This is a genomic window from Micromonospora sp. GCM10011542 (genome assembly GCF_042650685.1).
In the GTDB taxonomy this organism is placed as follows: domain Bacteria; phylum Actinomycetota; class Actinomycetes; order Mycobacteriales; family Micromonosporaceae; genus Micromonospora.
In genome coordinates this window covers 35271-54306 of record NZ_JBHSBO010000010.1, presented here as the reverse complement: position 1 = coordinate 54306, position 19036 = coordinate 35271, and the positions used below count along the sequence as shown (strand labels likewise).

The following is a 19036-nucleotide window of genomic DNA, read 5'->3' as shown; positions in this document are numbered from 1 at the left end:
CCGGAGGTACCGCCACCATGGCCAAGCGCGTCGAAGCCTCGAACGTCACCGCCTACTACGGCGGCTTCAAGGCGATCGAGAACATCAACCTGACGGTCGAGCCGAAGACCGTCACCGCCCTCATCGGCCCGTCCGGCTGCGGCAAGTCCACCTTCCTGCGGTCGATCAACCGGATGCACGAGGTGCTTCCCGGCGCCCGGGTCGAGGGCAACCTGACCATCGACGGCCAGGACATCTACGACCGGGACGTGGACGTCACCGCGGTCCGGCGCATGATCGGCATGGTCTTCCAGCGGCCCAACCCGTTTCCCACCATGAGCATCTTCGAGAACGTGGTGGCCGGCCTCAAGCTCAACGGCGTACGGAAGAAGTCGATCCTGGACGAGGCCGCCGAGAAGGCACTGCGCTCGGCGAACCTGTGGGACGAGGTCAAGGACCGGCTGGGCAAGCCCGGCGCGGGCCTCTCCGGCGGTCAGCAGCAGCGGCTCTGCATCGCCCGCACCATCGCCGTCGAGCCGCAGGTCGTGCTGATGGACGAGCCCTGCTCGGCGCTGGACCCGATCTCCACGCTGGCGATCGAGGACCTGATGTTCCAGCTCAAGGACAAGTTCACGATCATCATCGTGACGCACAACATGCAGCAGGCCGCCCGGGTCTCGGACCGGACCGCCTTCTTCTCCATCGAGAAGACCGGCGACCCGGGCCGGCTGATCGAGTACGACAACACCCAGAAGATCTTCAGCAACCCGAGCGTGAAGAAGACCGAGGACTACATCACCGGCCGCTTCGGCTGAGCCGCTGGTCCCGGTCCGCGAGGGGCGTCGGTCGACCTGACCGGCGCCCCTTCGCGTACCCGCGCTGCCGGCCCGGCTCGGGCAGGCCCCCGTGGGCGGCGCTCAGCCGAGGACGAAGCGGGGTTCGCCGTCCGGCGGCAGGTCCAGACGCGGGGTGACCGGCGCCGCGGCGTCCCGGGTGGCCGCGGCCCGCGCCACGCCGGCCAGGTCGCCGGCCGCCGCCACCTGGGCCAACGTGACCATCGTCGGCGGCAGCATGGTCAACTCGCCGGCCTGCGCGCGGGCCAGCGCGTCCGCCGGGCGGATCCACAGGGTGTGGTCGGCCTCGCCGGAGACGTCGCGGGTCCGCTGGCCTTCTGGCAGCAGGGCGACGAAGAAGTACGTGTCGAAGCGGCGCGGCTCGAACTCCGGGGTGATCCACCGGCTCCACGGCAGCAGCAGGTCCGACCGGAGCGTCAACCGCCGCTCGGCGAGCAGCGCGGCGAAGCCCACCCGGCGCCCCTCCAGGTCCTGTCGGGCCGCCTCCCAGTCGTCGCCGCTGACGTCGCCCACCACCGTCGTCGCGTCCGGGCCGGCCAGCAGCACCCCGGCCTCCTCGAAGACCTCGCGGGCAGCGGCGCAGACCACCGCCTGGGCGGCCTCCGGGGTCACCCCGAGCCGCCCGGCCCACTGCGCCGGCTCGGGCCCGGCCCAGTCCAGGTGGGCAGCCGAGTCGGAGCGGTCCACCCCGCCGCCGGGGAAGGCGTACATGCCGCCGAAGGTCATGGCGGCGACCCGGCGGATCACGTACACCTCGAAGTCGACGCCGGAGGGGCGCAGCAGCAGCACGGTGGCCGCGACCCGGGGCACCGCCGGGGTGCCGCCCTCGGCCCGGAACCGGCGGGCGTGCTCGACCAGTGCGGCCGGGGCGGCGAAGCCGTCGCTGTCGATCGTCATGCCGCGAGCCTAGTTCCCCGGCCCCGCTCGGCCGACCCGTCGACATCCCGGCCGGTGGGCCGGTCGGCGCGGGTGCGGGCGGCCGTTCACCCGGTTCGGCTAGCGTGCCGGCATGACACGTTGGGGCATCCTGGCCACCGGCCACATCGCCGGCCGTTTCGCCGAAGACCTCCGGCTGGTGCCGGACGCCGAACTGGTGGCGGTCGGCTCCCGCGCCGCCGACAGCGCGCGGCGCTTCGCCGACCGGCACGGCGCCAAGCGGGCGTACGGCTCGTGGGTGGAACTGGCCGCCGACCCGGAGGTGGACGTGATCTACGTGGCCACCCCGCACGTCGCCCATCACGAGGCGGCGATGACCTGCCTGACGGCCGGGCGGGCGGTGCTGCTGGAGAAGCCGTTCACTCTCGACCTGGCCACCAGCACCGAACTGGTGGACACCGCCCGCGCCGCCGGGGTCTTCCTGATGGAAGCCATGTGGATGCGGACGAACCCGCTGATCCTGCGGGTGGTCGACCTGATCGCGCAGGGCGCGATCGGCACGGTGACCGGTGTCCGGGCCGACTTCGGGGTGTCCGGACCGTTCCCGCCGGAGCACCGGATGCGTGCCGTCACGCTGGGCGGGGGTGCCCTCCTCGACCTGGGCGTCTACCCGATCAGCCTGGCCCACCTGCTGCTCGGCGTGCCGCAGCAGGTGCGGTCCTGGGCGCAACTCAGCCCGGAGGGGGTGGACGAGAACACCGGCATCCTGTTCGGCTACGACACCGGCGCGCTGGCCACCATGAGCTGCGGCATGGTCGGGGCGAGCGGGCAGACCGCCTCGATCACCGGCACCGAGGGCCGGATCGACCTGCCGGAGCCGTTCTTCCGGCCGGCCGCGCTGACCCTGCACCGCGCGGGTGCCGAGCCGGAGACCATCGCCGGGAACATGACCGGTGGCGGCTACCAGTACGAGGCGATCGAGGTGCAGCGCTGCCTCGCCGAGGGGCTGACCGAGAGCCCGCTGGTTTCACACGCCACCACCCTCGAGGTGATGGCCCTGCTGGACTCGGTGCGCGAGCAGATCGGCGTGCGGTATCTGTGAGAGGAAGGGCCCCTTGTTAACGCCGAGGCGTTAACAAGGGGCCCCTCCTTACAGGCGGTCAGCCGAAGAGCGGGCGGACCAGCAGGTAGCAGATGCAGGCGATGAGCGCCGCGGCCGGGAACGTGATGATCCAGGCGATGACGATGTTGCCGGCGACGTTCCAGCGGACCGCGGAGAGCCGCTTGGTCGCGCCCACGCCCATGATCGCCGAGGTGATGGTGTGGGTGGTGGAGATGGGCGCCTTGAGCACCAGGGCGTTGAAGTAGAGCACCGCGCTGGCGACCGTCTCGGCGGCGAAGCCCTCCGGCGGGCCCAGGTCGATGATCTTGCGGCCGAGGGTGCGGATGATCCGCCATCCGCCGGCGTACGTGCCCAGCGCCAGCATGGTCGCCGAGGTCCAGAACACCCAGCCGGGGATGTGCGTCTTGCTCTCCTGGAAGCCACCGGTGTAGAGCGCCAGCACCACGATGCCCATGGTCTTGGCGGCGTCCTGCATGCCGTGGCCGACCGACATGGCGGCCGCCGAGGCGGTCTGCGCCCAGCGGAAGCCACGGTTGAGCTTGCCCGGCTGGCCCTTCCGGAACAGCCAGAGGATGGCCAGCATCAGCACGTAGCCCAGGGTCAGGCCGACGATCGGCGAGAGCACCATCGGCAGCAGGACCTTCTCGCCGATGTTGCCCCACTGCACGATGCCGCCGGTGGAGAGCAGGGTCGCGCCGACCAGGCCGCCGAAGAGCGCGTGCGAGGACGACGAGGGCAGGCCGAAGTACCAGGTGATCAGGTTCCAGGCGATGGCCCCGAGCACGCCGGCGAAGACCACGCCGAGGCTGTTCACGCCGGTGGGCAGGGTGACCAGGCCGTCGCCGACGGTCTTGGCCACCCCGGCGCCGAAGTGGGCGCCGACGAAGTTGCCGACCGCGGCGAGGCCGAGGGCGATCCGGGGCGTCAGCGCCCGGGTGGAGACGCTTGTCGCGATCGCGTTGGCGGCGTCGTGGAAGCCGTTGGTGTAGTCGAACGCCAGGGCTACCCCGATCACCGCCAGCACGGCGATGAGTTCGGGTGTCACGGTCACAGGATCAGGACTCCTTGACCGCGATGGTCTCGACGGTGTTGGCCACGTGCTCGAAGGCGTCGCAGGCGGCCTCCAGCTCGTCGGCGACCTCCTTCATCTTCAGCACCGTCAGCGCGTCGTACTCGCCGGAGAAGAGCCGGACGAGCAGCTGCCGGTTGATCCGGTCGCCCTCGTTCTCCAGCCGGTTGCACTCGATCCAGTAGTCCTCGAGATCCTTCATCGACTTCAGCCGGGGCATCGCCTCGGCGGTCAGCTTGGCCTGCTGGTCGAGCACGTTGACCATCTCGTGCAGCTCCCGGGGCAGCGACGGCAGCTCGGTGAGGCCGTACAGGTAGAGCAGGTCGCCGACTGCCTCCAGGTGGTCCATCACGTCGTCGAGCAGCGAGCCGAGCCGGTAGATGTCCTCCCGGTCGAACGGCGTGATGAAGGTTGAGTTGATCTTCTTGTACAGCTCGTGGGTGATCTGGTCGCTGTCGTGCTCGACCTCGGTCAACCGCTCGCTGACCGACTGCACGTCGACGCCGGGCAGGGCCAGCTCGTTGAGCAGCTCAGTGCCCTTGACCAGGTTCTGCGCGGCCCTGGTGAAGAGCTCGTAGAAGGCGCCCTCGGTGGGGCGGAAGGAAAACTTCACAGCACAGACCTCGTCGTGTCGGTGGAAGGGTGGCGGGCGCCCGCAAGGCGCATGCCCTGGGAATGCTAGGAAACGACAGAACCGCGGATTCGTCGGCCCACCCCTGGCCAGGCCTGATTCACTGGTCGTTCACCTGTCGTTCATCTCGGCCGTCCCAGCCGCCCCCGCTCCCCCAGCACGCAGCCGCTCCCGCTCGCGGGCGACGTCGAAATCGGCAGGCGGATACCCCAGATGCAGCGTGTCGAACGTCTCCCGCAGCAGATGGGCCACCGCCCAGTCCCGGTACCACTTGCGGTCCGCCGGCACCACGAACCAGGGCGCGGCGTCCGGGCCGCACCGGCTCAGTGCCTCCGCGTACGCGGCCTGGTAGTCGTCCCAGCGGGCCCGGGAGTCGACGTCCGACGGGTTGTACTTCCAGTGCTTGCGCGGGTCGGTCAGCCGCTCGAGCAGCCGCTCGCCCTGCTCGGCGTAGGAGATGTGCAACATCACCTTGACCAGGGTGACCCCGTCCCCGGCCAGCTCCTGTTCGAACGAGTTGATCTCGTCGTACCGGGCCCGCCAGGTGGCCTCGGGCACCAGCGAGCCGACCCGGGCGATCAGGACGTCCTCGTAGTGCGAGCGGTTGAACACCCCCACGTACCCGGGCGGCGGCAGCGCCCGGCGGATCCGCCACAGGAAGTCGTGCCGCAACTCCTCCGCCGTGGGTGGGCCGAACGAGCGGATGTGCAGGCCGAGCGGGTTCATCGCGCCGGCCACCCGCTTGATCGTGCCGTCCTTGCCACCGCAGTCCATCGCCTGGAGCACCAGCAGCACCCGGTGCGCCGGCCGGTCCGAGTCGGCCTTGGCCATCGCGAAGAGCATCTCCTGCTGCCGGCCCAGCTCGGCGCCGACCAGCTCGACCTGCTCACGGGCCCAGCTCTTGCGGTGCTCGCCGGTCACCTCCGCCGGCGGCAGGGCGGGCGTGGACCGCGGGTCGATCGCGCCGAGATCCACCGGCGCCGTGGCCCGCAACAGCTCCCGCATCGAGCCGCCGATCGGCGCCACGATCTCCGTCTGCTCAGATGCGCTCATCCTCGGATCATCGCCCAACCGTCCCGGAACCGCCCGTCGAGCGCCCGCCGGCGGCCGGGCCGTCACGATCGGGGCGGCCGGCGCGTCCGGTTGGCGGGAGGATGTACGCCGGCACGGGGTGCCGACCGGCGGGGAGAGGTGGTGGGTCGTGCGGGACCTGGCGACGGAGTTCGAGGCCGAACGGGGCCGGCTGATGGCGGTGGCGCACCGCATGCTGGGCAGCCGCAGCGAAGCCGAGGACGCGGTGCAGGAGACCTGGTTGCGCTACGCCGGGGCGCTCGCCGATCCGGCGGCCCGCGCCGAGGTCCGTGAGCTGTCCGCCTGGCTGACCACCACCTGCGCCCGGATCTGCCTCGACGTGCTCCGCTCGGCCCGGGTGCGTCGGGAGGCGTATCCCGGCCAGTGGCTGCCGGAGCCGGTGGTGACCCCGCTGGACGCCGGGCCACGGACCGACGGCTTCGCCCCCGACCCGGCCGAGCGTGCGGTACGCAGCGACCAGGTGGGCACCGCGTTGCTGGTGGTGCTGGAACGGCTCGCGCCGGAGCAAAGGGTCGCCTTCGTGCTGCACGACGTGTTCGCGGTGCCGTTCGCCCGGGTCGCCGACGTGCTCGGCACCACCGAGGTGGCCGCCCGGCAGCTCGCCTCCCGGGCCCGCCGGGCGGTCACCGCGCCGGACCTGCCCCGGCACACCGCCAACGCCGGCGAACAGCGCCGGATGGTGGCCGCGTTCGTCGCCGCCACCGAGTCCGGCGAGCTGGACCCGCTGCTCCGGGTGCTAGCGCCGGACGTGGTCTTCGTCGGTGACTCGGGCGGGCACTTCCCGGCGGCCCGCCGGCCGGTGGTCGGGGCGGAGGCGGTGGCCCGCTTCGCGCTCGGCCTGTTCGGCCGGGCCGGCCGGTACACCCACCGGGTGCTGGCCCGCCCGGTGCTGGTCGACGGCGTGCTGGGGCTGCAGTTGGAGACGGTGCACACCGACGGGCGGCCGATCCGCCTGATCACCGCGTTCGTGGTGGACCAGGGGCGGATCACCGCCATCTACAACCAGCTCAACCCGGACAAGCTCGGCGACCTGCCGCCGCTGGACCCGGAGGACGACGTCTGGCCGCCGCGCTGGTGACGGGCCGTGCGGGCGCGGGCGCTCAGACCACCAGGGCCAGCCACTTCCGGTACGAGGTGGCGAACGGCTCGGTGCCGTCGCCCAACGCGCCGAACAGCCAGCGGGCCGCCGCCTCGGCCTCGACCACCACGTCGTCCGGGTAGCCGTACCGGACGCGGTGCTCGGCGAACTCGTCCTCGTCGAGCAGCTCCACCACACCGGTGGTCCGGCGCCGGACCACGTCCAGGTCGAGGTCGACGAGGTGCACCGTGTCGTCGGACTCCCACCGGGCCGGGGTGGCGATGTCGCAGTAGACCTCACTGGTCCGCGGCGGCGGGTTGAACATGCACGTCCACCAGGCGTGGTGCGGCACCAGCAGGACGAACGGGATCTTCTCCACCGACGGGCGGCCGTGGTAGACCGACTCCGTGCCGGCGGGGACGCCGAGCCAGATGCCGAGGTCGTCCTCGGTCAGCCGGCGGGCCGGGTAGTCGCGGTGGGCGCTGCCGTCGTACTTGCGGTAGATCACGCGGACCACGTCGCTCGGCATGATTCGCACCCTAACCGATACCACCCACGCGTCGTAGCGCGGCCGTAACCGGACGGGTCGGTCGGGACCGGTCGGGTCGACCGCGTGCCGCGCCACGGGGGCGGATGGGCGCGGCCCTTGTCGGCGGCGACGGGTACCGTCGCACGGTGACTCCGCCCCGCACCGCCACCGGTTCCGCCAACCCGTCGGCCCGTGCCGGGAGCCGGCGGCGGGGCGCCCGGCCCAGCGGCACCGAGCTCCTGGCGGCCGCCGTCGGCGCGGTGCCCGGCGGCGCGGCGCGCCCCGGTCAGCAGCAGATGACCACGGCGATCGAGGAGTGCGTGACCAGCGGCGAGCACCTGCTCGTCCAGGCCGGCACGGGCACCGGCAAGTCCCTGGCGTACCTCGCGCCGGCGCTCACCGTGGACGGGCCGGTGGTGGTCTCCACCGCCACCCTGGCCCTGCAGTCCCAGCTGGTCGACCACGACCTGCCCCGGCTGGCCGACGCGGTCGAGCCGCTGCTCGGCCGGCGGCCCACGTTCGCGGTGCTCAAGGGCCGCCACCACTACCTCTGCCTGGCCCGGCTGGACAACTCCACCGAGGAGGAGCCGGAGGACACCCTCTTCGACGCGCCGGCCGCCCGCCCCGGCACCAGGTGGCTCGGCGAGGCCGGCCGGATCGGCAAGCAGATTGAGCGGCTGCGCGACTGGGCGGAGAAGACCGCCACCGGCGACCGGGACGAGCTGGACCCGGGCGTCGACGACCAGGCCTGGCGGCTGGTGTCGATGCCGGCCCGGGAGTGCGTCGGGGCGACCCGCTGCCCGTTCGGGGCGGAGTGCTTCGCCGAGGCCTCCCGGGCCCGGGCCCGGGAGGCGGACATCGTGGTCACCAACCACAGCCTGCTCGCTGTCGACATGCTGGCCGACCGGCACATCGTGCCGCCGCACAAGCTGCTCATCGTGGACGAGGCGCACGAGCTGGCCGACCGGGTCTCCTCGGCCGCCCAGGCGGAGCTGGTGCCCGAGCTGATCGACCGGTCCACCCGTCGGGCCCGTCCGCTGCTGCGCCCGGAGACCGCCGAGGCGCTCACCGCCGCCGGCGACGCCCTCGCCGTCGGGCTGGCCGAGGCGCCGGCCGGGCGGCTCACCGCCGGGCTGCCGACGCCGCTGCGGGAGGCATGCACCCTGCTCGACGCCGCCACCCGCGCCGCCCTGGACGCGATCGGCGACGTCAAGTCCGACGATCCCGACCCGGTCCGCAAGCAGCAGGCCAAGGCCGTGCTCGACGAACTCTCCACCACCGCTCAGCGTCTGCTGGAGGAGGCCGAGCACGACGTGGCCTGGGTGGAGAAGAACGACAGCGGCAGCCGGAGGGCGTTGGTGGTCGCGCCGCTCTCCGTGGCCGGCACCCTCGCCACCCACCTGTACGACGAGCGCACCGTGGTCGCCACGTCGGCCACCCTGGCGCTGGGCGGCCGGTTCGACACGGTCGCCCGCGCGCTCGGGCTCGACGCGCCGCCGCCCGCACCGCCCTCCCCGGCCTCCGCCGCGCTGGCCGCCCGCACCGGCCCGGGCCGACCGGCCGCCGAGACCCCGGCACGCCGCCTCGCCGGCGAGGCCAACCCCGGTGCCGGCGTACCCGCGACCGAGGGGCCGGGCTGGCGGTCACTGGACGTGGGCTCCCCGTTCGACTACGCGCGGCAGGGCATCCTCTACGTCGCGGCGCACCTGCCCCGGCCCAGTGTCTCGGGCCTGCCCGAGCCGGCCGGCGAGGAGCTGCTGGCGCTGGTCGAGGCGCTCGGTGGGCGTACCCTCGGGCTCTTCTCCTCCCGACGGGCCGCGCAGCAGGCGGCGGAGCTGGTGCGGGCGCGGACCGACCTGCCGGTGCTGCTCCAGGGCGAGGAGGCGCTACCGCTGCTGGTCCGCCGCTTCCGCGAGGAGCGGGCCAGCTGCCTGTTCGGCGTGATGTCGCTCTGGCAGGGCGTGGACGTGCCGGGCGACGCCTGTCAGCTCGTGGTCATCGACCGGCTGCCCTTCCCCCGGCCGGACGAGCCGCTGGCGGCGGCCCGGGCCGCCGCCGTGGACGCGGGGGGCGGCTCCGGGTTCGCGGCGGTGAGCGTGCCGATCGCGGCCGTCCGGCTGGCGCAGGGGGTCGGCCGGCTGATCCGGGCCACCGGCGACCGCGGTGTGGTCGCGGTGCTCGACTCCCGGCTGGAGACCGCCCGCGGCTACGGGCCGTTCCTGCGCCGCTCGCTGCCGCCGTTCTGGTACACCACCCGACCCGAGGTCGCCCGCGGCGCCCTGCAAAGGCTCTCCACGACCTGACCCACCGCCTCCCGCCGTTCCCGCCCGGGAGGCCCCACCTCGCGGGTCAGGGGGCGGTGGAGGCGACGACCACGGCGTCCGGCGGGGTGTCCGGGACGGTACGGGCGGCCAGTCGGCGGATCGCCGTGTTGAGCACCGCGATCAGCGGCACGGAGACCAGCGCGCCGGTGATCCCGGCGAGGACCACCCCGGCCGCGATCCCGATGATCACCGCGAGCGGGTGGATGGCCACCGCCCGTCCCATGATCAGCGGCTGGAGCACGTGCCCCTCCAGTTGCTGCACGCCGATCACGGCGCCCAGGATGATCAGCGCGGTGACCGGACCGCTGTCAACCAGCGCCACCAGCACCGCCACGACGCCGGAGAGCGCGGCGCCGACGATCGGGATGAACGCCCCGAGGAAAACCAGCGCGGCCAGCGGGAAGGCGAACGGGATGTCGAAGATGACCAGGAAGATGCCGATGCCGACCGCGTCGATGAAGGCGACCAGCACGGTGGCCCGGACGTAGGCGCCCAGCGTCGACCAGGAGGCCCGGCCGGCGTCGTCGACCTTCCAGCGGGCGGCGACCGGCAGCAGCCGGACCAGGAACCGCCAGATCCGGCTGCCGTCGCGGAGGAAGAAGAAGGTGGCGAAGAGCACCAGGATGGTGCCGGTGAGCACCTCGGCCAGGGTGGCCGCGGTGGAGATCGCGCCGCTGGTGAACGTCTTGGTGTTGGCGTCGATCCAGCCCTGCGCTTCGTCGATGTAGTTGTTGAGCTGGCCGTCGGAGAGGTGCAGCGGCCCGGTCTTGAGCCAGTTCTGGATCTGCCGGACGCCCTCCGACGACTTCTCGGTCAGCTTCGGCGCGCCCTGGATGAACTCGTTCACCACCAAGGTCAGCGTGCCGACCACCGCAGCCAGCCCGCCGACCAGCACGACCCCGGTCGCCAGGGACCGGGGGAACCGCGCCCTGAGCAGCCAGCCGACCGCCGGGGCGAGCAGCGCCGAGAGTAGCAGCGCGATCGCCAGCGGGATGATCACGATCCGGATGGTGCCGACGATCCGGAGCAGTACCCAGACCACGATGCCGACCACGATCAGTCGCCAGGACCAGGCGGCGGCGATGCGCAGCGCGTGCGGCACGTCGGCGTCGTCCCGGCTGATGGTCGAGTTGTGCAGGTCCATCGGCGGCTCCCCGCCGACGACCGTCGCCGTCGGCGGCGCGACCGGGCCGGGCGAGGTGGGTGAGGCCACCTCGGCGGGTTCCGGGGCCTCCGTCGACTTCTTCCGTTCGGAGCGCACCGACTCCCGTCCCGACTCGTACGCGCGGCGGAGCCGTCGGCGTACCCGATCGAAGCGGCTCAAGCGCACCTCCTGGCAGAAGACCCGGTCCGCCCACGGCGACAGGTCGGACAGCATACGTCCGTTCCCGACCTCGTGGGGCGGTTGCGCCGCATATTGCCCCGGTCACCGTTGACGTAACCAGCGGCGGGGGACCGTCGGCCACACGGTAGCGTCTGCGACGTGACCGCCGACCACGATCTCGACTCCGGCCTGCCGATCCGCCTGCTGCACGACCGCGTGCTGGTGCGGATGGAGGGCGGTGAGGGCGAGCGTCGCTCCACCGCCGGCATCGTCATTCCGGCGACCGCCGCCGTCGGCAAGCGCCTCGCCTGGGCCACCGCCGTGGGCGTCGGCCCCAACGTCCGCGCGATCGTCTCCGGCGACCGGGTGCTGTTCGACCCGGACGACCGTTCGGAGGTCGAACTGCACGGGCGCGGCTACGTGCTGCTGCGCGAGCGCGACGTGCACGCGGTCGCCGCCGAGCGGATCGAGAACGACCCGACCGGCCTCTACCTCTGATCCGTCGCCCCACCCGGCGTCGTTTGCCGGGCCGCACGTCGGGAAGCCAGCCGGCGACCGTGGCCCTGGGGAGGGACGATGCCGGTATTCGTGAAGAAGCTGTTGGCCTGGGGCAGCGTCGCGTTCCTGATCTACTTCATGGCGTTCCGGCCGGACGGCGCCGCGGACCTGTTCAAGGCGATCGGAGCCGCGCTGATGGCGCTGGCCCAGGGCCTCGGTGACTTCCTCACCAGCCTGATGACCTGACCGTCGTCCGGGCCGGCGAAGCGACGGCGGTACGAGGTCACGGGTGGCCGTGCGGCCAGGGCGCTGCCGGCCGGAGGCCGTACCGGTCGGGCGGGGCGTGACCGGCCGGGGGCGGCGGCGGGGCCAGCACCACCGGGATCGGCACCACCGGCTCGTCCGGCGCGTCCACCGGACGCTGCGAGCCGTCCGGGAAGCGCAGGTGGTAGCGGCTGCCGTCCCAGACACCGACCGGGGCCTGCGGATCACGGCCGACGAAGTACGACCGGTACGCGCTCATCGAGTTCAGCAGTTCCCGCTCCTCGCGGGCGGTGCGCTCCCGGTCGGCGGGCTTGCGGTCCAGGCCGCGCAGCGTGCCGTCGCGCAGCAGGGCCAGCCGGGTGGCCGCGAACTGGTAGCCGCGCATCGCCTTCAACCCGCCGTCCCCGGCCACCCGATGGGCCCATCTTCGGGCCGCGTGCCGGCGGCCGAGGCTGCTCAGCGCGGCCACCTCCGGCGGGGTCAACCAGCCGGCCCGGACGTAGTCCGGCAGCCTCCGCTCGGTGAGCCGCCCCTCCCAGGCACGCAGCCACACCGCCAGCCCCACCATGCCGAAGAAGATCGGCACCATGACGCCGAGGAACCCGTACAGCATGATCAGCGCCTGGCCGGTGGCCTGGGTCAGCGTGGGCAGCAGGTTCCAGGTGCCGTGCAGCATCATCGCCAGCAGCAGGCCGGCGATCGGGGCGAACACCCGGACCCGCCGGTCCGCCGCCCGGGCGGCGACGCCCAGCCCCACGCCGGTCATCGAGGTGAAGAGCGGATGGGCGAAGCCGAACAGCAGGATCCGGACGATGAAGATGGCGATGACCTGCTGGGTGCCGGTCGCCGGCCCGTACCGGTCCGCGCCGGCCGCGAAGCCGTACCCGCCGAGGTAGAGGATGTTCTCCACCATGGCGAACCCCACCGCGGAGAGCCCGCAGTAGACCAGGCCGTCGGTGATCCCCGACCACTCCCGCCGGCGGAACACCAGCAGCAGGATCGGGCCGAGCGCCTTCGTCAGCTCCTCGATGAACGGCGCCACCAGCACGCCGGTCAGCGCGGCCGGCAGGCCCCAGTCGGCGAACCGGGCGGCGGCGAACTCGTTCACGGTCAGCGCGGCGGCGGTGGAGACGAAGGCTCCCCAGGCGAAACAGAAGATCAGATAACGCAGCGGCTCCGGCTCGTAACGGTCCAGCCAGAGGAAGCAGGCGACCAGGACCGGCACCGGCAGGACGGCGGCGACCACGCCGATCGCCAGCGCCTGCGCGCCGAGCGACTGGCCCAGCGTGAAGACCATGAACACCGCGCACGCGGCGATGAACAGGACGACACCGAACAGCACCAGGTAGCGGCGGCGGGCCGACCGGCGCGTCGGCATCGGGACCGCCGCGGCGCCGGAGGAATCGGCGGGCGCGGGCGACGACGGCAGGGGTGCACCGGGCGGGGTGTCGGCCATGCGGTCAGCGTAGCCATCCGTCGCCGGCTGGTCCGGTCGCATCGGCAGCCGCTATGCTGCGGGCAGGTCACGAGCGCCAGCGTCAAGCCCCGGCTTGCTGGCCGGCAACCCTCGTCGAGTTCGCGGTGGGGTGCCCCGGGTGATGACCGGGCCCAGCCCGATCGGCGTGCTGGGCAAGCGCGGACCCCGTCCCGACAGCACGTCCGGGGTCCCTGACCCCGGAGGTTCCGGCGTGTCCGTCACCCTCGTACCCTCGCTGCCCACCCGGCCCGCCGCCACGCCGGCTCCGCTCGACGTGCTCGGCGTACCGGGTGAGATCAACCTGGACTACGCGGCCAGCGCGCCGTGCGCGCGGGCGGCCGCCGACGCGGTGGCCGAGCTGCTCCCCTGGTACGCGAGCGTGCACCGCGGCGCGGGAGCGCTGTCCCGGCGCTGCACGCTCGCCTACGAGCGGGCCCGGCAGAGTGTCGGCGCCTTCTTCGGGGCGCGCGCCGACGACCACGTCGTCTTCACCCGCAACACCACCGACGCGCTCAACCTGCTGGCCCGGGCGCTACCGCCCGGCACGACGGTGGTCACCAACGCCGGCGAGCACCACGCGAACCTGCTGCCCTGGCCGCGCGGTTCGGTCCGGCTGCCGGTGCCGGCCGATCCCGCCGGCGCGGTACGCGACCTGGACGCCGCGCTCACCGAGCTGCGCCGGGACAGCAACCCCGCGCTGCCCGTGCTGGTCGCGGTCACCGGGGCGAGCAACGTGACCGGGGAGCTCTGGCCGGTCGCCGAGCTGGCCCGGGTGGCCCGCCGGCACCGGGCCCGGATCGTCGTGGACGCCGCCCAGCTGGCCCCGCACGTCCCGGTGGACCTGCTCGCGCTGGACGTCGACTACGTGGCCGCCTCCGGCCACAAGCTGTACGCGCCGTTCGGCGCGGGGGTGCTGATCGGCCGGGCCGACTGGCTGGACGCCGCCCCGCCGTACCTCAGCGGCGGCGGTGCCACCAGCCACGTCGGTACGGCCACCCACGAGGTGACCTGGACGACCGGCCCGGCCCGGCACGAGGGCGGCACGCCGAACCTGGTCGGCGCGGTCGCGCTGGCCGCAGTGTGCACGGCGCTGGCCGACGCGGACCGGGCGGCGCTGGCCGCCCGCGAGCAGGACCTCCTGGCCCGGCTCCGGGCCGGCATCGCGGCCCTGCCGCACGTGGTGGAACTGCGAACCTTCGGCCCGGACGCGCCCCGGGTGGGCATCGTCTCCTTCGTGGTCGCCGGGCGCGACTCCGCCGAGGTGGCCGGCCGGCTGGCCCGGGAGCACCGGATCGGCGTACGCGACGGCCTGTTCTGCGCCCACCCGCTGGCCCGGCGGCTGCTCACCGAGGCGGCGACCCGCAGCGGCCGGCGGGACCTTCCGGCCACCGCGCTGCGGGCCAGCATCGGCCTGGGCAGCACGGCCGCGCAGGTGGATCGGCTGTTGTCAGCCCTGGCCGCGCTCGACTGAGCCGGGGCGGCGCGAGGACCAGAGCGGGGGCCGGGACGCTGGCGTTCAGCCGACCGGCGGGGCGGTCGGTGGTTTCGGCTTCCCGCCGTCCGGTTCGGCCGGGCTGCCGGCCGGGCGGTCCAGGTCACCGAACGAACTGCGGACGCACCGGTTCGCATCCTCCTGGTCGATCCCGGAGGCCACCAGCAGGTCGCTCGCCGTGGTGCGGATCTGGGCGACGACCACGCTGCCGGAAAAGCCGACCCCGTCGGCGTACGCCCGACCGGCCTCGCTGACCGCGCGCAGCGCCCGCTCCCGAGCCTGGTTGGGCTCCTCACCGACGGCGAACTCGTGTTTGAGCAGGCGGACCGACTCGGCCAGGTGGGCGAGCGCGTCCGGCATCGTGTCCGGCACCGGTTCCTCGTCCTCGATCAGCGTGACGGACCGGCGGATCAGGGTGCCACTGTTGCGCATCGCCCGGTCGATCGGGTCGGCGGCCTCCGCGTAGTGGGTCAGCTCGCTGCGCCGGTGCCAGCGGGCCGGCGAGAGCGTGACCGTCTCCTTGGCTCCCTCGATCGCCTCGCCGAACGCGGCCAGCTCCTCCTTGTTGTTCCGCAGCCGGTCCAGCGCCTGCTGCACGCTGGCCCGGTCCCGGCTGCGCAGCCCGTCGGCGGTGATGTCGAGCTGGGCGGCGAGCAGGTCCAGTGCCGGCCGGGCGGCCCGATTGATCACCCGGAGCGGGTTGAGCGGCAGCAGCACGGCGGTCACCAGCAGCGCGATGCCGCCACCGAGGAAGGCGTCCACGAAGCGTGGGATCTCCAGGTTCTGCGTGGACGGGCTCAGCGTGACGATCAGGACGGCGGTGGCGGCGGCCTGGATGACGATGGCCACGCTGGCCCCGGCGAAGATGGTGAGCAGGATGGCCACCGTGACGACCAGGCCGAGCTGCCAGGGCCCGGTGCCGAGCAGGTAGATCAGGAAGTCGCCGATGCCCACCCCGACGGCGACCCCGACGATCAGCTCCACGGTCCTGCGGAACCGCTGGCCCACCGACGCGGCCAGGGTGCCGACCGCCGAGATCGGCGCGAAGACCGGCTGCGGGTTGCCCAGCACCTTGTGTGACACCAGGTAGGCCAGCCCGGCGGCCAAACCCGCCTGGAGGGCCAGGCCGCCGGCCATCCGCACGCGGTGCAACCGGTCGTGCAGAGTCGCCCTGCCCTTGTGCCGGAGCTGTTTCATCGCCTCGGCGATCCGCTGCTCGTCGACGTTCACCAGCCCCTCCCGCAGCGGGGCACGCCGCACCAACGAGGGTCGGTCATCACGGGCCACGGCCATGGGCGCGACTACCCGCGACCCGCCCGCTGAATCCTCAGCCGGCACGACCTCGCCGCCACACCGGCCCGCACCAGCACGGTCCCGGCCCTCGCCACGGCCCGGCACGGTACGGCAGACTCGGCGGGTGGCCGAGCTGCTGGACCGGTGGCGGGCGGCGACCCGGGACGCCGGGGCGACCGCCGACGCGGCGGCGACCCGCGCCGGCGAGGACCTGCTGATGCGGTGGCGGGAACCGCACCGGCAATACCACACGGTGGCCCACCTCACCGCCGTCCTCGACGTGGTCGACCGGCACGCCGGGCTGGCCGACCGGGCCGCGCTGGTCCGGCTGGCGGCCTGGTGCCACGACGCGGTCTACGACCCGCGGGCCGGCGGCGACACCAACGAACGCGACAGCGCCGAGTTGGCCACCGCGCTGCTCACCGGGCTCGGGGTGCCCGCCGCCGCGGTGGCCGAGGTGCACCGGTTGGTACTGCTCACCGCCGGTCACGCGGTGGCCCCCGACGACCGTGACGGCGCCCTGCTCTGCGACGCCGACCTGGCCGTGCTGGCGGCGCCCGTGCCGGTCTACGACCGCTACGCCGCCGCGATCCGGCGGGAGTACGCGCACGTGCCGGAGCCGGACTTCCGGGCCGGCCGGGCCCGGGTACTCAGCGGGCTGCTCGGCCTGCCCGCGCTGTTCCGGTTGCCGCCACTGGCGCGGCGTTGGGAGCGGCCGGCCCGGCTGAACCTGCGCCGCGAGCTGGCGGCGCTGGCCGCTACCGCTCCGGACGATCCGACGGGCGCGGGTTGATCAGGTGCTTCGGTCGGCGCAGGCCGGCGGAGCGCAGCAGCCGGACCAGTTCCCGGCTCGACACCACCCGAGCGCCGAGCCAGACCGCCGCCGCGAAGCGCTCGGCGGGAATGTCGTAGTGGTCCCGGTCGAAACCGCGCCGGGGCGCACCGAGGGCCTCGGCGAAGGCGTGCAGTTCGGCGTAGGAGACGTCGCTGATCAGGTGTGACCAGAGCCGACCTCGCCACGGCCAGGCCGGCCGGTCCAGGTAGAGCATGATGCCCAAGCTATAAGGACCCGCGCCGGAGCCGATGCGCCAGGCCCTCACCCGCGATGTGGATCATGTTGATGATCGGCGGTCGGCGACCTAGCCTCTGCTGCATGGCCGCCACCCCGCTACTCGACGAACTGCGCGCCGCCCTGGGCGAGAACGCGGTGCTCACCGACCCCGATCTGCTGCGGATGCACGAGCGCGACGAGGCCGACCTCTGCGCCGCCGGCACACCGCTGGTGGTCACCCGGCCGCGCAGCACCGAGGAGGTGGTGGCCGTGGTCCGGGCGGCGGCCCGGCACGGCGTACCGGTGGTGCCGCAGGGGGCGCGGACCGGGCTGGCCGGCGCGGCGAACGCGGTCGACGGCGCGGTGGTGCTCAGTACCGTCGCCATGGACGAGATCCGCGAGATCGACCCGGTGAGCCGGATCGCCGTGGTGCAGCCGGGCGTGGTCAACGCGACGCTGGCCGCGGCGGTGGCCAAGCAGGGGCTGTGGTACCCGCCGGACCCGGGCTCGTGGGAGTCGTCGACGATCGGCGGCAACGTGGCCACCAACGCCGGCGGCATGTGCTGCGTCAAGTACGGCGTGACCACCGAGTACGTGCTGGGCCTGGAGGTGGTGCTCGCCTCCGGCGAGGTGCTGCGCACCGGCCGACGTACGGCCAAGGGGGTGGCCGGCTACGACCTGACCCGGCTCTTCGTGGGCTCCGAGGGCACCCTCGGCGTGATCACCGAGGTGACCGTGGCGCTGCGGCCCGCCCCGGCCGAGTCGCTGACCCTGGTGGCGGTCTTCCCGTCCACCGCGGCGGCCGGCGCGGCGGTGGCCGGGATCGCCGCCCGGGGCCTCACCCCCAGCCTCCTGGAACTGCTCGACCAGACCCACCTGCGGGCGATCGAGGCGTACCAACCGATGGGGCTGCGCACCGACGCGCAGGCCCTGCTGCTGGCCGCCGCGGACACCGGCACCCGGGCGGCCGACGACCTGGCGGTCCTCGCCGAGGTCTGCGAGGCGGCCGGCGCCGACGAGGTCTACGCGGCGACCGACGCGGTCGAGGCGGCGGCGCTGCTCCAGGCCCGACGGCTGGCCCACCCGGCGATGGAGAAGTTCGCCGCCGACGCGTACCCGGACGGCAACGGCGGCCTGGTGATCGACGACGTGGCGGTGCCCCGAGGTTCGCTCGCCGCGCTGCTCGACGGCGTGGCCCGGATCGCGGCGGACTGCGACGTGCCGATCGGCGTCGTCGGGCACGCCGGGGACGGCAACATGCACCCGAACATCGTGGTCGACCGCGCCGACCCGGCGAGCCTGGACCGGGGCCGGCGCGCGTTCGACGAGATCATGCGGCTGGGTCTGGCGCTCGGCGGCACCTGCACCGGGGAGCACGGGGTGGGCCTGCTCAAGCGCGAGTGGCTGGCGCAGGAGATCGGCGCGGTCGGGGTCCGGGTGCACCAGGCGATCAAGTCGGCGCTGGACCCGGCCGGCCTGCTCAACCCCGGCAAGGTGCTCTGACGCCGGCCGGGCAGTGGCCTCGGCTCAGCCGGTGATCTCCGCCGGGGTCGCCTGGGTGAGCAGCAGCAGGATCTCCCCGGCGACCGGCGGACGCTCCTCGCCCGGGCAGTCCTGCGACGTGATCAGCCCGGCCGAGGTGAGCAGGCTGGAGGTCAACGCGTCGATGCACGTCACCCGGTACTGCCGGGCCTGATCGGTCTCCTGCGCCAACGCCGGGTCGGCGAGCAGCGTCTGGAGCCGCTCGGTCTGCTCGGGGGCGAGCGTGCCGCGGGAGGTGACCCCGTCGCCGGCGCAGTCGACGCACTGCCACTTCCCGTCCCGCTCGACGCTCAGCGTCCGCAGCGGCGCGTCGGCGCCGAGCCGCTGGAGCAGGCTCACCTGCCCCTTGGCGACGGTCGTCGGCGCCTCCGGAGCCGGCCCGCCCGCCGCCGCGCCCACCGGCGGGTCCGTCGGGACGGCATCGGCGCCCCGGTCGAGCAGCGAGCACCCGGTGAGGGTGACGACGAGCGTCACGAGGAGGGCGGGGATGAGCTGACGTGAGCGCGCGCGGAAAAGCACGCGCGGAAACCTACCTCACGG

19 protein-coding genes and 1 riboswitch are annotated in these 19036 nt (G+C 73.6%); of the genes, 9 read left to right on the top strand and 10 right to left on the bottom strand.

The genetic code is table 11. The annotated features are described in order from the left end of the window. The first annotated feature begins 17 nt into the window (after window positions 1-17). The gene (gene pstB / locus ACFOW4_RS02890; RefSeq protein ID WP_377524147.1) at window positions 18-794 is read left to right on the top strand and encodes a phosphate ABC transporter ATP-binding protein PstB; all 777 of its coding nucleotides are present in this window, start codon (window positions 18-20) and stop codon (window positions 792-794) included. A gap of 102 nt (window positions 795-896) precedes the next feature. On the opposite strand, the gene ACFOW4_RS02885 is transcribed toward pstB, so the two are convergent. Next, entirely contained in the window at window positions 897-1730 is an 834-nt protein-coding gene (locus ACFOW4_RS02885; RefSeq protein WP_377524146.1) for an NUDIX hydrolase, read from the bottom strand. Between the two features lie 112 nt (window positions 1731-1842). On the opposite strand from ACFOW4_RS02885, the gene ACFOW4_RS02880 reads away from it, so the two are divergent. Then, window positions 1843-2811: a Gfo/Idh/MocA family protein gene (locus ACFOW4_RS02880; protein ID WP_377524144.1), complete on the top strand. Its 969-nt coding sequence runs from the start codon at window positions 1843-1845 to the stop codon at window positions 2809-2811. A 58-nt stretch (window positions 2812-2869) separates the two neighbouring features. Here ACFOW4_RS02880 and ACFOW4_RS02875 read toward each other — a convergent pair whose 3' ends face one another. From ACFOW4_RS02875 to ACFOW4_RS02865, 3 genes are all read right to left on the bottom strand, one after another. After that, complete coding sequence (locus tag ACFOW4_RS02875) at window positions 2870-3877, bottom strand: anion permease (protein ID WP_377524143.1); 1008 nt, start codon at window positions 3875-3877, stop codon at window positions 2870-2872. Window positions 3878-3887: 10 nt separating this feature from the next. Continuing rightward, a complete protein-coding gene (locus ACFOW4_RS02870; RefSeq protein WP_377524141.1) occupies window positions 3888-4514 on the bottom strand; it encodes a DUF47 domain-containing protein in 627 nt (208 codons plus the stop codon). 129 nt (window positions 4515-4643) lie between these two features. Next, window positions 4644-5585: a PPK2 family polyphosphate kinase gene (locus ACFOW4_RS02865; RefSeq protein WP_377524140.1), complete on the bottom strand. Its 942-nt coding sequence runs from the start codon at window positions 5583-5585 to the stop codon at window positions 4644-4646. Between the two features lie 148 nt (window positions 5586-5733). Between ACFOW4_RS02865 and sigJ the strand changes: the two genes are divergently transcribed. Continuing rightward, window positions 5734-6702: an RNA polymerase sigma factor SigJ gene (sigJ, locus tag ACFOW4_RS02860; protein ID WP_377524138.1), complete on the top strand. Its 969-nt coding sequence runs from the start codon at window positions 5734-5736 to the stop codon at window positions 6700-6702. Window positions 6703-6724: 22 nt separating this feature from the next. On the opposite strand, the gene ACFOW4_RS02855 is transcribed toward sigJ, so the two are convergent. Then, window positions 6725-7231, bottom strand: a complete 507-nt coding sequence (locus ACFOW4_RS02855; RefSeq protein ID WP_377524136.1) for a DUF402 domain-containing protein — start codon at window positions 7229-7231, stop codon at window positions 6725-6727. 104 nt (window positions 7232-7335) lie between these two features. Between ACFOW4_RS02855 and ACFOW4_RS02850 the strand changes: the two genes are divergently transcribed. Then, a complete protein-coding gene (locus ACFOW4_RS02850; RefSeq protein ID WP_377524135.1) occupies window positions 7336-9534 on the top strand; it encodes an ATP-dependent DNA helicase in 2199 nt (732 codons plus the stop codon). A 46-nt stretch (window positions 9535-9580) separates the two neighbouring features. Here the strand turns inward: ACFOW4_RS02850 and ACFOW4_RS02845 are convergent, their stop codons facing one another. Then, entirely contained in the window at window positions 9581-10933 is a 1353-nt protein-coding gene (locus tag ACFOW4_RS02845; protein ID WP_377524132.1) for an AI-2E family transporter, read from the bottom strand. 105 nt (window positions 10934-11038) lie between these two features. On the opposite strand from ACFOW4_RS02845, the gene ACFOW4_RS02840 reads away from it, so the two are divergent. Together ACFOW4_RS02840 and ACFOW4_RS02835 are read left to right on the top strand one after the other, a co-directional pair. After that, on the top strand, window positions 11039-11377 hold the full coding sequence (locus tag ACFOW4_RS02840; RefSeq protein ID WP_377524131.1) for a GroES family chaperonin: 339 nt from the start codon (window positions 11039-11041) through the stop codon (window positions 11375-11377). A gap of 78 nt (window positions 11378-11455) precedes the next feature. Beyond that, window positions 11456-11623, top strand: a complete 168-nt coding sequence (locus tag ACFOW4_RS02835) for a hypothetical protein (RefSeq protein WP_377524129.1) — start codon at window positions 11456-11458, stop codon at window positions 11621-11623. A gap of 37 nt (window positions 11624-11660) precedes the next feature. Here the strand turns inward: ACFOW4_RS02835 and ACFOW4_RS02830 are convergent, their stop codons facing one another. Further along, window positions 11661-13139 carry a PrsW family intramembrane metalloprotease gene (locus ACFOW4_RS02830; RefSeq protein WP_377524128.1) on the bottom strand — a complete coding sequence of 493 codons (1479 nt, stop codon included), beginning with the start codon at window positions 13137-13139 and terminating at the stop codon, window positions 11661-11663. 23 nt (window positions 13140-13162) lie between these two features. Continuing rightward, window positions 13163-13283, top strand: a riboswitch (SAM riboswitch). Window positions 13284-13329: 46 nt separating this feature from the next. Here ACFOW4_RS02830 and ACFOW4_RS02825 point away from each other — a divergent pair. After that, complete coding sequence (locus tag ACFOW4_RS02825; protein ID WP_377524126.1) at window positions 13330-14589, top strand: aminotransferase class V-fold PLP-dependent enzyme; 1260 nt, start codon at window positions 13330-13332, stop codon at window positions 14587-14589. Between the two features lie 45 nt (window positions 14590-14634). Here the strand turns inward: ACFOW4_RS02825 and ACFOW4_RS02820 are convergent, their stop codons facing one another. Beyond that, a complete protein-coding gene (locus tag ACFOW4_RS02820; RefSeq protein WP_377524227.1) occupies window positions 14635-15840 on the bottom strand; it encodes an aromatic acid exporter family protein in 1206 nt (401 codons plus the stop codon). Window positions 15841-16027: 187 nt separating this feature from the next. On the opposite strand from ACFOW4_RS02820, the gene ACFOW4_RS02815 reads away from it, so the two are divergent. Then, window positions 16028-16696: a metal-dependent phosphohydrolase gene (locus ACFOW4_RS02815; protein WP_377524125.1), complete on the top strand. Its 669-nt coding sequence runs from the start codon at window positions 16028-16030 to the stop codon at window positions 16694-16696. Here ACFOW4_RS02815 and ACFOW4_RS02810 read toward each other — a convergent pair. Then, entirely contained in the window at window positions 16662-16952 is a 291-nt protein-coding gene (locus tag ACFOW4_RS02810) for a DUF4031 domain-containing protein (RefSeq protein WP_377524123.1), read from the bottom strand. The genes ACFOW4_RS02815 and ACFOW4_RS02810 overlap by 35 nt on opposite strands. Before the next feature lie 104 nt (window positions 16953-17056). On the opposite strand from ACFOW4_RS02810, the gene ACFOW4_RS02805 reads away from it, so the two are divergent. After that, a complete protein-coding gene (locus ACFOW4_RS02805; protein ID WP_377524122.1) occupies window positions 17057-18457 on the top strand; it encodes an FAD-binding oxidoreductase in 1401 nt (466 codons plus the stop codon). A 24-nt stretch (window positions 18458-18481) separates the two neighbouring features. Here ACFOW4_RS02805 and ACFOW4_RS02800 read toward each other — a convergent pair whose 3' ends face one another. Beyond that, window positions 18482-19015 (bottom strand): hypothetical protein, encoded by a 534-nt coding sequence (locus ACFOW4_RS02800; protein ID WP_377524120.1) that lies wholly within the window; start codon window positions 19013-19015, stop codon window positions 18482-18484. Window positions 19016-19036 lie beyond the last annotated feature (21 nt).